The following is a 12,932-nucleotide window of genomic DNA, read 5'->3' on the forward strand; positions in this document are numbered from 1 at the left end:
ATTAAATCGTTTAATCTTAAAACTATGAATTATTCTACATTACGAAAATCAGTAGCATTATCATTCGCTTCTCTGCTGGTTGCTGGTGTAGTTAGTGCGCAAACGGATTCTACCGCTACCACTACAACTACAACCACAATGAGCACAGACACAACAATGTCGTCTACACCCACTAACGCTAAGGTATTTGGCGGTAGAGGTCAGTACAGAACCTGGAGCATTGGCTTAAACGCTGGTGTTACTTCTCCAACAATGGCAACCGGTGGTAGCCTTAACGATTACCGTAACAACAAAGTACAATTAGGTTACGGTATCTCTTTCCGCGATCAATTAGGTCACAACTTTGGCTTACAATTAGACGTTCGCGGTGGTAAAGTTGCTGGTGACAACGCTCCGGCTACTGGTAGCTACTCAACCCGTTTCTACCAAGCTACTTTAAGCGGTGTTGTTAACGTTGCAACTATCGACTTCATCCGTCGTAAAAACTCTGTTAACTTCTTCATCAACGCTGGTGCTGGTTTGGCTATGTACAACCCAACTGGTGTTCTTCCAAACGGTCAAACTTTTAACTTCAAAGATGGTGGCCAGGCAAACGCTGGTACTGGCGAGTGGGTTAAAGAATACGTTATCCCGGTAGGTGCTGGTGTTAAGTTCCGCTTAAGCGAAGCAGTTGCTTTAAACTTAGGTTACACTCAAAACTTTATTGATGGTGGTAACTTTGACGGCCGTACAACTGGTAACAACAAAAAAGACCACTACTCTTACGGTTACGGTGGTTTAGAGTTCACCCTTGGCTCAAGCTCAAAACCAAGCTTAGAGTGGGTTAACCCAGTTGCTATGATGTATGACGAACTTTACGATGCAGCTCTTCGTCAAGAAGTTGAAGCTCTTAAAGGCCGTGTAACTAACGTTGAAAACGCTGTTAACGATCTTAAGAAAGATTCTGACGGTGACGGTGTATCTGATCAATTTGACAAATGCCCTAACACTCCTGCTGGTAGCGTTGTTGACGGTTCTGGTTGTGTTATCGTATTCCCTAAAGCAGATTCAACTGCTGCAACTGCTGGTGTAGCTTACTCTAACATCCAGTTCGAATTCGATAGCTCAGTATTACGTACTTCAGCTTACCCAGCATTAGATGCTACTTCAGCTGACCTACGTTCATCTGGTAAAACTGTTGAGATCCAAGGTTACGCTTCATCTGAAGGTACTGCAGCTCACAACATGACTTTATCTCGCGACCGTGCTAACTCTGTAAAAACTTACTTAGTTAACTCTGGTGTATCTGCTTCTAAATTGAAAGTTAAAGCTTTTGGTGAAACTAACCCAATCGCTGATAACTCAACTGAAGAAGGCCGTATCGCTAACCGTCGTGTTGCTTTCAAACAAAGATAATTTCGATTAAATAATCTTTAAGAAGCCCCCCGAATAACTCGGGGGGCTTTCTTTTTTTATTAACTTTGTGATATGTACTTTTTTAGAAAGAAAGACCCAAACAGGCCAACCAGCTTTAACCTGAAGGTAATGCATACCATCAATGCCATTGCCATCATCATGTTTTTAGCAGGTATTATCTACAAGATTGCGCAGTGGTTATTTTTCTCTAAGTAAAACACTTTCACATCGTTTATGAAAACCATCATTAAAACTGATAAAGCACCGGCACCTATAGGCCCGTATAACCAGGCCGTTACAGCAAACGGATTATTATTTGTATCTGGCCAGATCCCGGCAGACCCTTCAACCGGCGACATTGTAACTACCGGTATTACCGACGAAGCTAAGTTGGTGATGGAAAACCTTAAAGCCATTTTAACCGAAGCCGGTTTAGGCTTTGATGCAGTAGTAAAGTCAACCATTTTTTTAACCGATATGCAAACCTTTGCCCAGGTTAATGAGGTGTATGGCTCATACTTTTCTGCCGATTTCCCTGCCCGCGAAACCGTACAGGTGGCAGCCCTGCCTAAAGGTGTAAATGTTGAGATATCCGTAATTGCATTAAAGGACTGAGTAATTTGCCTTGAATAGTCAGCATCTCCAAACTCCAATTGAATATTTAAAAGGGGTAGGCCTCTCTCGCGCCGAGGTGCTTAAGAAAGAGCTGCAGATCTACACCTTTGAAGATCTGCTGAGGCATATCCCTTACAAGTATATTGACCGTACCCGCTTTTATAAGGTAAAGGACGTACAGCCCGATATGCCTTATGTACAGGTATTAGCCCGTGTTTTCAGTAAAGAAATAATGGGCGAAAAGCACACCAAGCGCCTGATAGTGCAGGCTAAGGACGATACCGGCGTTATTGAACTCGCCTGGTTCCAGGGCATAAAATGGGTGGAGAAGACAATTCAGATCGGAAAGGTTTACGTATTATTTGGTAAACCGGGTTTCTTTAACGGCAAAACCCAAATGTCGCATCCCGAGCTGGAGCTTTACGTACCCGGCGCACGCCAAAAAGGCAACCTTACCCTGCAACCGGCTTACAACTCTACAGAAAAATTAAAACAGTTTACTTTAGATAGCAAGGGCATTCAAAAACTTGTTGCTTCGATGCTTGAGCAGCATAGCCGCGACATTGAAGAAAACCTGCCTGCATATATCTTAAACCGTTTTAAGTTAATGGCCCGTGCAGAGGCCTATCGTTGTATCCATTTTCCCGGGGATGCTAACCAGTTAAAAGAAGCAGAGTACCGCTTAAAGTTTGAAGAGCTATTTTTTCTGCAGCTCAAACTTTTAAAGAATAAACTGCTGAATACGCAAAAGTTTAAGGGTAATGTTTTTGATAAGGTAGGCGATTACTTTAACGATTTCTTCCATCATAAACTCCCCTTCCCGCTAACCAACGCGCAAAAACGGGTATTAAAGGAGATCCGTTTGGACACCCAGCGTGGTGTACAAATGAACCGTTTATTACAGGGGGATGTGGGTAGCGGCAAAACCGTTGTAGCGCTGATGTGCATGTTGCTGGCAATAGATAACGGCTTTCAAACCTGCATAATGGCACCTACCGAGATTTTGGCTACACAGCATTATGAAACCATTAAAAGCCTGGTTGGCGAAGGTTTTGTTGATGTGGCCCTGCTCACCGGTTCTGTTCCGCAAAAACTACGCAAAGGTATTCATGAACGCCTGGAAGATGGCCGGCTGCACATTTTAGTAGGTACACATGCTTTAATTGAAGATAAGGTACAGTACAAAAACCTGGGACTGGTAGTTATTGATGAGCAACACCGTTTTGGTGTTGAACAAAGATCAAAACTCTGGAAGAAAGCCACTGTACCACCGCACATGCTGGTGATGACGGCTACCCCTATCCCCCGCACCCTGGCCATGACCATGTATGGTGACCTGGATATTTCTGTAATTGATGAGTTACCTGCCAACAGAAAGCCCATACAAACGCATCATTATTATGAAGCACAGCGCCTGCGTATGTTCGGTTTCATGAAACAGGAAATAGCTAAGGGGCGGCAGATCTATGTGGTTTACCCGTTGATACAGGAAAGTGAAAAACTTGACCTGAAGAACCTGCAGGATGGTGTAGAGATCATGTCGCGCGAGTTTCCGTTACCGCAATACCGCATAAGTATTGTACACGGTAAACTTAAAGCCGCCGAAAAAGATTTTGAGATGCAGCGCTTTATTAAAGGCGAAACGCAGATAATGGTGGCTACCACAGTGATAGAGGTTGGCGTAAATGTACCAAACGCATCAGTAATGATCATTGAAAATGCCGAACGCTTTGGCCTGTCGCAATTGCACCAGTTACGTGGCAGAGTTGGGCGCGGTGCCGAGCAGTCTTACTGTATTTTGATGAGTAAAGAAAAGCTAAGCAATGATGGCCGCATAAGACTGAATACCATGGTGAAAACTAACAACGGGTTTGAGATAGCGGAAATAGATATGCAGCTACGCGGCCCAGGCGATATTGCAGGTACGCAGCAAAGCGGCGTGCTCGATCTTAAGGTTGCAGATCTTACAACAGACCAGGAAGTACTGCAGCAGGCACGCAACATGGTGATAGAAATCTTTGACAAGGACCCACAGCTTGCAGCGCCCGAAAACCAAATACTCAACAGGGCATTCAATCAAAAAAAAGACGGTTTAACCTGGGATAAGATCTCCTGAGGATTGGCATTTGCGCCTGCAAATATTACATTTGCTTAAACACTCATCTTATCATGAAGAGATATTTACTGTTAGCCGCCTTGTTTTTTTCTGCAACTGCTTCTCAGGCGCAAGACTCACTATTCATCCGCAAAATTTACGACGAAGCGCTGGTTAACGGCCAGGCTTATGATAACCTTCGCTATCTGTGTAAGAACATCGGTCAGCGTTTAAGCGGGTCTGCCGGTGCAGAGAAAGCTGTTACCTGGAGCAAAAAGCTGATGGATGGTTATGGTTTTGATAAGGTGTACCTGCAAGAAGTGATGGTGCCGCATTGGGTACGCGGTGCAAAAGAGCAGGCTTACATTATTGACGGCAACAAGAAGATCGCCGTGCCTATAGCGGCTTTAGGCTCATCTGCAGCAACGCCGGCAAACGGTATAACCGCTAATATTATTGAAGTAAAAAGCATTAAAGAACTCGAAACGCTTGGTGAGAGCGTGATAAAAGGTAAAATAGTATTCTTTAACGGTGCATTTGATCAACGCTTTATTGAAACGGGTGCAGGTTACGGCGCGGCAGGCGTTCAGCGCTTTGCAGGACCATCGGCGGCTGCTAAATACGGTGCTGTTGGCGCAATAGTACGCTCCATTACGCCTGCGCTGGATGATTACCCGCATACCGGCGGTACAGTTTACGTAGACGGGGTTACAAAAATCCCGGCGGCGGCCATATCAACCCTTGCTGCCAATAAACTGAGCAATATGCTGAGGTTACGTAAGCTCCCGCTAATCAAATTTTACTTTAAACAAAACTGCCAAACCCTCCCCGATGTAAGATCATACAACGTTATCGGAGAGATAAAGGGTAGCGAGAATCCGAATAAATTTATCACAGTAGGCGGACACTTAGACTCGTGGGACCTTGCAGAGGGCGCGCATGATGATGGCACAGGGGTTATGCAATCTGTAGAGGTGCTGCGCATTTTAAAAACCACCGGTTATAAGCCAAAGAATTCCATCCGCGCAGTATTTTTTATGAATGAAGAGAACGGCCATAAAGGCGGTATCAAATATGCAGAACAAGCCGCTGCCGATAAGGAAGAGCATATTGCGGCTATTGAAACTGATGAGGGCGGTTTTACTCCACGCGGTTTCAGCTTTGAGGGTGCCTCTCCTGCTTTTATTAAACAGGTAAACGCAAAATTTAAGAACTTGCTTGAGCCTTACGAAGCCGACAGGCTGGTAGAAGGCGGAGGCGGTACAGACATCGGCCCGCTTAAAGAGACCGTACCCGCTATCAAATTGATCGGCTTCAGGCCCGATTCGCAGCGTTATTTTGACATTCACCACACCGCGAACGATGTGTTTGAAAATGTAAACAAGCGCGAATTACATTTAGGAGCTGCAGCCATTGCCAGCATGGTTTACCTGATAGACCAGCACGGCTTAAACTAATAAAAGTTTTACAATCAAACGTTTTGCACCGCGGGTAAGCTATCGTAACTTGCAGCCTTTAATCACATCATCGTGTCAACAGACGACTCCGCCCCCCAGAAAGTAGATTCATTTGCCGCATTACGCTATAAAGATTTTCGGTCGTACATCGGCATGCGCTTCTTTTTCACGTTTGCATATCAAATGCAAACCACGGTGCTGGGTTTCTACATTTACCAGCTAACGCACAGCAAAATAGCTATTGCGTTTATCGGCCTTGCCGAAGCTATACCTGCTGTAGGCATCGCCCTATATGGCGGGTATATTGCCGATAAATATGAAAAGCGAAAAATGCTGCTCATTATTTTTGCCGGCGTATTTGTGGCCGCGCTGGCCATGTTCACAGTGACGCTTGATAGTTTAAAAGTCTACATCCATCACGCCTGGATACTGCCAACCCTGTATGCCATGATTTTTTGCAACGGACTTGCCCGTGCATTTTATGGCCCTGCAACATTTGTGATATACGCCAATAGCATTCCAAAGGAATTGTACCCCAACGGCAGCACCTGGAGCAGTTCCAGCTGGCAGGTAGCATCTATATTGGGCCCGCTAACAGGCGGTGCTATTTACGGTTTTGCAGGGCATATCATTCCAGGCTTAAGCGGTATCACGGCTACCTTTGTAATTATCCTGGCATTTTTGCTGGTAGCTTTAGTGTTAGTTTACCTGCTGAGGAAATTCCCGCCTGTATTTGTGCCAAAAGAGAACATCTGGAAAAGCTTAAAAGAAGGCCTCGACTTTGTTTTCACCAACAAGATCATGTTTTACGCCATGAGCCTTGACCTATTTTCTGTTTTCTTCGGCGGCGTGGTAGCTTTGCTTCCGGTATTTGCTTTAGATATTCTTAAGGTTGGGCCCGAAGGTTTGGGCATCATGCGTATGGCAACATCATTAGGTGCAGCCCTCACCATGATAACGATGGTACGCTTCTCTCCCATGAACCGGCCATGGCGCAATTTGCTCATTGCAGTAGCGGGGTTTGGTTTAGCGATAATTGGCTTCGGTTTATCGAGGGTATTCTACCTATCGCTTGTATTCTTATTCTTGCAGGGTGCTTTTGATAGTGTAAGTGTTATCATCAGGGGTACGTTAATGCAGTTGTTAACTCCTGACCACATGCGCGGGCGCGTGTCAGCAGTTAACTCTATGTTCATCGGTTCTTCAAATGAAATAGGCGATTTTGAATCGGGTGTGGCAGCAAAACTTATGGGTACGGTCCCTGCTGTGATCTTTGGTGGCAGCATGACTATTTTGATCGTTACACTCACTTTCCTGAAAACTAAAAAATTGCTGCCGCTTTCGCTCACAGAGATACACACACCGCAAGCGGGCGAAAAAGTGGCTTAATCAGGGCGAAAAGCACTTAAATAATAGGTGAAAATCTTTTTTCGGTAATCTACACTGGTTTATTACCTTAGCGGGATAATCCCCCTGCTTAAATAAATAACTTAAACCCAGTGACCAAAAAGAGATTGCACATCTTAAAGGTCTGTATGTTTAGCGTGGCCATGCTGTGGCTGCTGCTTTACATCCCGACATTTTGCAAAGCCCAAAAGCTACTTCAAACACAAACTTATCGCCCCGGAATTTTTGAAACCCTAAAAGACTCATCTTTAGACAGGAGAGTTGAAGCTGCGCGCAAACTGAGCCGCCCTGCCAGAAAAATGACCGAGGTTGATGCCATGCGCACCATTGATGATCTCAATAAGATCGCCATCAAACTTAATGACATCCCGCTTCAATGCGCGGTATATGATCTTCGGGCCGATTATTACTCCGTTAACAATGGCTACAATGAGCTAAGCACCAAATATTACAAACAGGCCATCTCCCTTGCCGAAGAAAAAAAAGACCAAATGCTGGCCGGCATTTATCAGCATCGTATAGCCAACTACTTTGCGCTCTACAAGCAAAATATTGAGGCCGCCAAATATTATCTCCTATCCGATCGTAATTTACGGGAGGTTGGTTACAGCAAGGTACCCGGTATGGGTAATCTGTTCTCAGAGACGTCGAACTTTTATTACTCACTCGGCGATTATGAAGATGCCCGGGAAAACCTAAAAAATGCCCTTACGTATCAGCCCGAAGCATCGCGCACCCGTGTTAACGTCTTAAATACGATAGGGCTTACCTACCGCAACAGCAACAACTACCCGCTGGCCCTTAATTATTTTGACAAAGCCCTAAAACTTGCCGAGCAACTCCGGGATAGTATATGGATAGCCTTGGCAAAAGGTAATATAGGCTCGGTTTACGTTATGCAAAAACGGTATAAAGAAGCTTTACCGCTGGTTAGGGAAGATTATGAGCAATCTGTAAAGTACGATGAAGGTGGAAACTGTGCTATTGCCATGCTCAGGCTTGCGAAAATAAGCCTTCATTTTAATAACGTGAAACTTGCGGCGGGCCAGCTTGATACCGCCAACCGGGTTTTATTAACTACTAAAGAGAACGTGCTTAAAGAGCGCATTGAATATTTTGAGTTACTGGCACAGGTTAAAGAACGATCAAACAACACTACCCTTGCCGAACATTACCGACTCTTATCTGAGCAACTAAAAGATACCCTTGCCGAACGGGATAACGTTACTGCAATTGAACGCGTAAGACTTAAGTGGACAAAAGAGAAAAGTTTTGAAGATTACAAGGACCTGCAGAAAACTGCAGAATTAAATTCTTACAAACAATACACCGTCATCTTAGGCTTAATACTGATCATCATCATCGGGGTGTTCATATTTAACCACCAATGGTTAAAAACGCAAAAAGATAAAGAATTATTAGCATCTGAATTGCGACGTATTGAAGAGGAACACAAAAACGCGGAAGACGCCTTGAGCGGCTACACTGAAAACCTGAAGCAGAAAAACGAGATCATCGAAGAATTTAAAACTGAGCTCGAAAAGCTGCAAAGCAACGTAATCGACCGCGACTTTGCAGCCAACATTGAAAAGCTGATGCAGGCCCACATCATGACAGATGATAGCTGGGAGGATTTTAAAAAATTATTTATCAAGGTACACCCTGATTTTTTATACAACGTACGGCATAATCACCAGGGATTATCTGATACAGATATACGGCTGCTTGCCTTGATCAAGCTAAAACTTAATAATAAAGAAATGGCCGGCATGCTGGGCATAACGGTAGATGGAGTAAAGAAAGCTAAACAACGCCTTCGTAAAAAAATGAACCTGGATGAAGGTGATGAGATAGAAAATGTGGTAAATAAACTCTAAAAAGAACCTTTTGCTATATAAAAACGCATTTGTCGCGATTTTGTCCACCCCAAAAAATCTACAAAAATCAGTTTTACGCTGATATTTGTAATTAAATAAGCTGTTCCCCCAAATTAAATAATAGCTCTGCCATTAACACTTGATTAATAGCGGAGGTAACTTTTAAGAGTTATACGAAATAACGTATATAGAAGGTTACAAAAATATTGAATAAACTAAAAATTTTTTAAACGTTTACTGTACCCCTTATGCAGACCAAACAAACAAAGAAATGCCCGCACTGTGAGCGGGGGCGCCTATCCTTCCGGGTTAAAAGACAACCCTTAGTTAAAACACTTTTGTTTTGGCTTCCTATTAAACGCTACGAATGTAATTTGTGCCAAAGGGCCACAAATGTGTACGGTAGCGTTTGGGAAAAATCAGAAAATAAAAAGACACTAATTAATACGATTTAGAAGGGGGATTTTCTGAATCAATTGTGTGCATCATTACCTATCGGGCATTTTGCCCGATAGTGTACATGGTGCTCGCTACCCAATCGTATATCAAAATATTTCCATAACCAATAACTACCCCTACAAAGCGCAACCTCTCGGTGCGCTTTTTTTTATTTGAAAACATTTTATAAATAAATGAATATTCATTTATATTTGTAACGAAATATGCGTACAAGAGATAATAATAAAGTTGAACTGGTAAAAAAAACCGCGATAGAGCTGATCGTAAAAGACGGCCTGGAAGGGTTTAGCATGAACAAGCTGGCCCGTGCCTGCAACATATCTGTGGCAACACTTTACATTTATTATAAAGACAGGGACGACTTGATCGTCAATATAGCCAAGGAAGAAGGCCGGGGCATGAGTGATACCATTACAAAGGACTTTGATGCTTCGATGTCTTTTGAAGAAGGTTTGCGTGTGCAATGGCGTAACAGGTACCAGTACGTTAGAGATAACCCGATGATGAACGGTTTTTTTGAGCAGTTACGGAGCTCGAGCTACCAGCAGGAATTTTTGGAAAGCTTTCTTGCAGATTTTAAACTGGCCATGGGGTCGTTTATGAACAATGCTGTTGCACGCGGCGAACTGGAAGAAATGCCTTTTGAAACCTACTGGTCTATAGCTTACGGCCCGCTGTACTCGCTCATCCGCTTTGACCAGGAAGGCAAGAGCATGGGTGGCCGTCCCTTTAAAATGACGGATGAGATCTTATGGACAACGTTTGACCTGGTAATAAAGGCATTTAAGAAATAACATCAAAACTTATGGAAGGCTTTGAACATATATTACTTTTTAAAACCAACATCAACTGTGATAGCGATAAACAGTTGCTGCACACCCTGCTGGACAATGACCATGATATAGACAGTTGGAGTATAGATATGGAAGATGAAGACTGCGTGTTACGTATCATATCACCAACCATCGGCCATCGCCAAATTATTCAGTTATTAAACAAACACGGCCACCAGTGCTGTGAACTAACCTAAACAAAATGAGATCAGAACAATCGGTTCCCCTATCGGGATACCAAAAATTTGTAATATTCATCCTGGCTATCACCCAGTTTACCGTAATACTTGATTTTATGGTAATGTCGCCTCTTGGCGATATGCTGATGAAAGCACTTTCGCTTAAACCATCTGCCTTTGGGGTAGCTGTATCCGGTTATGCCATAAGCGCAGGCATCAGCGGCCTGCTAACCGCAGCATTCGCCGATAAATTTGACCGCAAAAAGCTGCTGCTTTTCTTTTATTGCGGCTTTATTGTAGGCACTATATTTTGCGGCCTCGCACATAGCTATGCGGCATTGGTGGCTGCACGTATTGTTACCGGTTTATTCGGCGGCGTTATCGGATCAATATCAATGGCTATTATTACCGATGTATTTCCGTTAGAGAAACGCGGCCAGGTAATGAGCTTTATACAAATGGGCTTTGGCGCCAGCCAGGTATTGGGTGTACCTATCGGGATATACATAGCAACGCTTTGGCAATGGGAAGCGCCGTTTTGGATGGTTGCCGGCTTAAGTATCTTAATTGCAATCACTATTGCCATGTATCTTAAACCACTTACTGCACACCTTGCCCTGCAAAAGGGTACATCGGCATTTGCGCACCTGGGTAAAACACTATCAAACAGCAACTACCGTATAGCATTTACATCAACTGCGTTACTATCTATAGGTGGTTTTATGATGATGCCGTTCGGCAGCACGTTTGCCGTTAATAACCTCGGCGTAAACTACAACCAGCTAACCATGCTGCTTATGGTATCAGGCATCAGCTCATTGGTAGTAATGCCGTTTGTAGGTAAGCTGAGCGATAAAATAGATAAGTTTAAAATATTTGTTGCAGCCTCTGTGTGGATGATGATAACCTGCGTGCTGTACACCAATTTGGGTGTAACACCTTTACCGCTAATAATGGTGTTCAACATTATGATGATGATAGGTGTAATGAGCAGGATGATCCCATCATCGGCCCTTACAAGTGCTATACCTGATGCCGCCGACCGCGGGGCCTTCATGAGTATCAACTCATCGTTACAGCAAATTGCCGGTGGTATTGCGGCAATAGCTGCGGGTAAAATAGTTACGCAGGCGGCTAAAGGCGCACCGTTACAGCATTACAATATCGTAGGCTATGTAATTGTAGTAATTTCTATTATCAGTATAGGTTTAATGTGGCGGGTTGACAAAATGACCAAAAGAAAAATGGAAGGTAGTAAGCCAAATGCTATACCCGAAGATGCCTTTTTGCCGGAAGGGGCTTAACTTAACAGGCTTTAAAATTTAACATCTGTTTTATTAATTTAAAACAGATGTTAATACTTGTCATGCTGTTGCTACCCGCACTTCTTTACCAATGATCAGTTTAGGGCTTGATTATGTTGTCGGCCAAATTGATCAAGGCGCCTTGCGCGGCTGGGTCTGCCTCATTGGTAAGCAATACTATCCCAGTCTTTTTATCCGGGTAGAAAACGATGTAACTGCTAAAGCCTAAACTTCCGCCAGTATGAGAAAACTTGCGTATGCCTTTGTCCGTCATATTTACTTTCCAATTTAATGCGATAGCGCCTTTATCCGGCGTTCCGTTAGTCGGCTGATGACTAAGCAACACATCAGGGTTTTTTTCATCCATTTGGTATGCCATATATTTTAACATATCATTAGCGGTTGAAGCAAGGCTTGCCGCCACCCGCAGATCGTCCCAAACAACAAATGGCATAATTCTTCCCTTGCCGTCGTACCCCGTTGCCAGGTTGGCCGGAAGTCTGCCTTCAGACAAAAAGGTACTGTTTTTCATCTTCAGTGGCTTTGCAAAGTACTGCTCAAACAATTTATCTATAGGGGCACCATACACACGTTCCATGACATACCCAAGTAACTGGGCTGCGGTATTACAATGCCTTGTGACCGCGCCGGGAACGGTATCCAGTTTTACGCTATGGAGGTCGCGGTAAAGCTGTGCACGGCTGTACTTCTTATGTATAGCATCCAGGATATCCGCAATAGAATCCGGGTTGGCCTTACTGAAAAGGTCTTTGTTATCGGGCATCCAATTGGGCAAGCCCGAAGTAAGATTAGCTAAATTAACCAGTTTAATGGGTATACCATTGTATGCTAAGTTGGGATATTTTCCGTCTAAATACAGCCTGATATCATCGTTAAGCTTTACCTTTTTATCTATAATTGCTTTTGCAAGCAAGGCCGAGCTGAATGTCTTAGTTATAGAGGCCAATTCATAAACTGAATTACCGGCTGGGAGTTGCTTTTTCCCTTTTACCGTTGTACCATAATTGTAAATAAGGGAGCTGCCATCTTTGATGATCCCAATGGAAATACCAACTCGTGGGCCGGCATTCATAAACGCCGAAACAAAGTTATCAACCACCGAGTCGAACTTGGTAGTCATTTTATTATCGGTAAGTTTTTCTTTGGCATTTTGGGCACTACAGGTAAATCCGAATAATACCATAAATAATACAGTGGCAACTTTTTTCATACTGCGTAGGTTTGTTTAGTAGATGATAGAAAGGCCGTAAAGGTTGCGCTGTTTATGAAATATAGTTGTGTAGATGAACA

General features: G+C 43.6%; 11 protein-coding genes. 10 read left to right on the forward strand and 1 reads right to left on the reverse strand.

Going from position 1 to position 12,932, the window contains the following annotated elements:
- Positions 1–24: 24 nt before the first annotated feature.
- The 10 genes from INP83_RS01485 (at position 25) to INP83_RS01530 (ending at position 11,621) form a co-directional block, all read left to right on the forward strand.
- Complete coding sequence (locus INP83_RS01485) at positions 25–1,395, forward strand: OmpA family protein (RefSeq protein WP_146273289.1); 1,371 nt, start codon at positions 25–27, stop codon at positions 1,393–1,395.
- A gap of 72 nt (positions 1,396–1,467) precedes the next feature.
- The gene (locus INP83_RS01490; RefSeq protein ID WP_186458823.1) at positions 1,468–1,611 is read left to right on the forward strand and encodes a DUF6728 family protein; all 144 of its coding nucleotides are present in this window, start codon (positions 1,468–1,470) and stop codon (positions 1,609–1,611) included.
- Between the two features lie 18 nt (positions 1,612–1,629).
- The gene (locus INP83_RS01495; RefSeq protein WP_219126039.1) at positions 1,630–2,010 is read left to right on the forward strand and encodes a RidA family protein; all 381 of its coding nucleotides are present in this window, start codon (positions 1,630–1,632) and stop codon (positions 2,008–2,010) included.
- A gap of 10 nt (positions 2,011–2,020) precedes the next feature.
- Positions 2,021–4,126, forward strand: coding sequence for an ATP-dependent DNA helicase RecG (gene recG, locus INP83_RS01500; RefSeq protein ID WP_219126040.1), 2,106 nt, complete (start codon positions 2,021–2,023; stop codon positions 4,124–4,126).
- Positions 4,127–4,179: 53 nt separating this feature from the next.
- Entirely contained in the window at positions 4,180–5,562 is a 1,383-nt protein-coding gene (locus INP83_RS01505; RefSeq protein WP_219126041.1) for a M20/M25/M40 family metallo-hydrolase, read from the forward strand.
- A gap of 72 nt (positions 5,563–5,634) precedes the next feature.
- On the forward strand, positions 5,635–6,951 hold the full coding sequence (locus INP83_RS01510; RefSeq protein ID WP_219126042.1) for an MFS transporter: 1,317 nt from the start codon (positions 5,635–5,637) through the stop codon (positions 6,949–6,951).
- Positions 6,952–7,061: 110 nt separating this feature from the next.
- Positions 7,062–8,846 (forward strand): tetratricopeptide repeat protein, encoded by a 1,785-nt coding sequence (locus INP83_RS01515; RefSeq protein ID WP_219126043.1) that lies wholly within the window; start codon positions 7,062–7,064, stop codon positions 8,844–8,846.
- Positions 8,847–9,508: 662 nt separating this feature from the next.
- Positions 9,509–10,099: a TetR/AcrR family transcriptional regulator gene (locus tag INP83_RS01520; RefSeq protein ID WP_219126044.1), complete on the forward strand. Its 591-nt coding sequence runs from the start codon at positions 9,509–9,511 to the stop codon at positions 10,097–10,099.
- A gap of 11 nt (positions 10,100–10,110) precedes the next feature.
- On the forward strand, positions 10,111–10,335 hold the full coding sequence (locus INP83_RS01525; RefSeq protein WP_219126045.1) for a hypothetical protein: 225 nt from the start codon (positions 10,111–10,113) through the stop codon (positions 10,333–10,335).
- A gap of 5 nt (positions 10,336–10,340) precedes the next feature.
- Positions 10,341–11,621 carry an MFS transporter gene (locus INP83_RS01530; protein ID WP_146273297.1) on the forward strand — a complete coding sequence of 427 codons (1,281 nt, stop codon included), beginning with the start codon at positions 10,341–10,343 and terminating at the stop codon, positions 11,619–11,621.
- A 100-nt stretch (positions 11,622–11,721) separates the two neighbouring features.
- On the opposite strand, the gene INP83_RS01535 is transcribed toward INP83_RS01530, so the two are convergent.
- Positions 11,722–12,852, reverse strand: a complete 1,131-nt coding sequence (locus INP83_RS01535) for a serine hydrolase (RefSeq protein ID WP_219126046.1) — start codon at positions 12,850–12,852, stop codon at positions 11,722–11,724.
- Between the last annotated feature and the right edge of the window lie 80 nt (positions 12,853–12,932).

Source organism: Mucilaginibacter sp. 21P (genome assembly GCF_019331605.1).
In the GTDB taxonomy this organism is placed as follows: domain Bacteria; phylum Bacteroidota; class Bacteroidia; order Sphingobacteriales; family Sphingobacteriaceae; genus Mucilaginibacter; species Mucilaginibacter achroorhodeus.

Excerpts from the sequence above, each read along its gene's own strand:
- INP83_RS01505 (WP_219126041.1), top strand. The coding sequence starts at position 4,180 with ATGAAGAGATATTTACTGTTAGCCGCCTTGTTTTTTTCTGCAACTGCT.
- INP83_RS01535 (WP_219126046.1), bottom strand. The coding sequence starts at position 12,852 with ATGAAAAAAGTTGCCACTGTATTATTTATGGTATTATTCGGATTTACC.
- INP83_RS01485 (WP_146273289.1), top strand. The coding sequence starts at position 25 with ATGAATTATTCTACATTACGAAAATCAGTAGCATTATCATTCGCTTCT.
- INP83_RS01530 (WP_146273297.1), top strand. The coding sequence starts at position 10,341 with ATGAGATCAGAACAATCGGTTCCCCTATCGGGATACCAAAAATTTGTA.
- INP83_RS01495 (WP_219126039.1), top strand. The coding sequence starts at position 1,630 with ATGAAAACCATCATTAAAACTGATAAAGCACCGGCACCTATAGGCCCG.
- INP83_RS01520 (WP_219126044.1), top strand. The coding sequence starts at position 9,509 with ATGCGTACAAGAGATAATAATAAAGTTGAACTGGTAAAAAAAACCGCG.
- INP83_RS01490 (WP_186458823.1), top strand. The coding sequence starts at position 1,468 with ATGTACTTTTTTAGAAAGAAAGACCCAAACAGGCCAACCAGCTTTAAC.
- INP83_RS01525 (WP_219126045.1), top strand. The coding sequence starts at position 10,111 with ATGGAAGGCTTTGAACATATATTACTTTTTAAAACCAACATCAACTGT.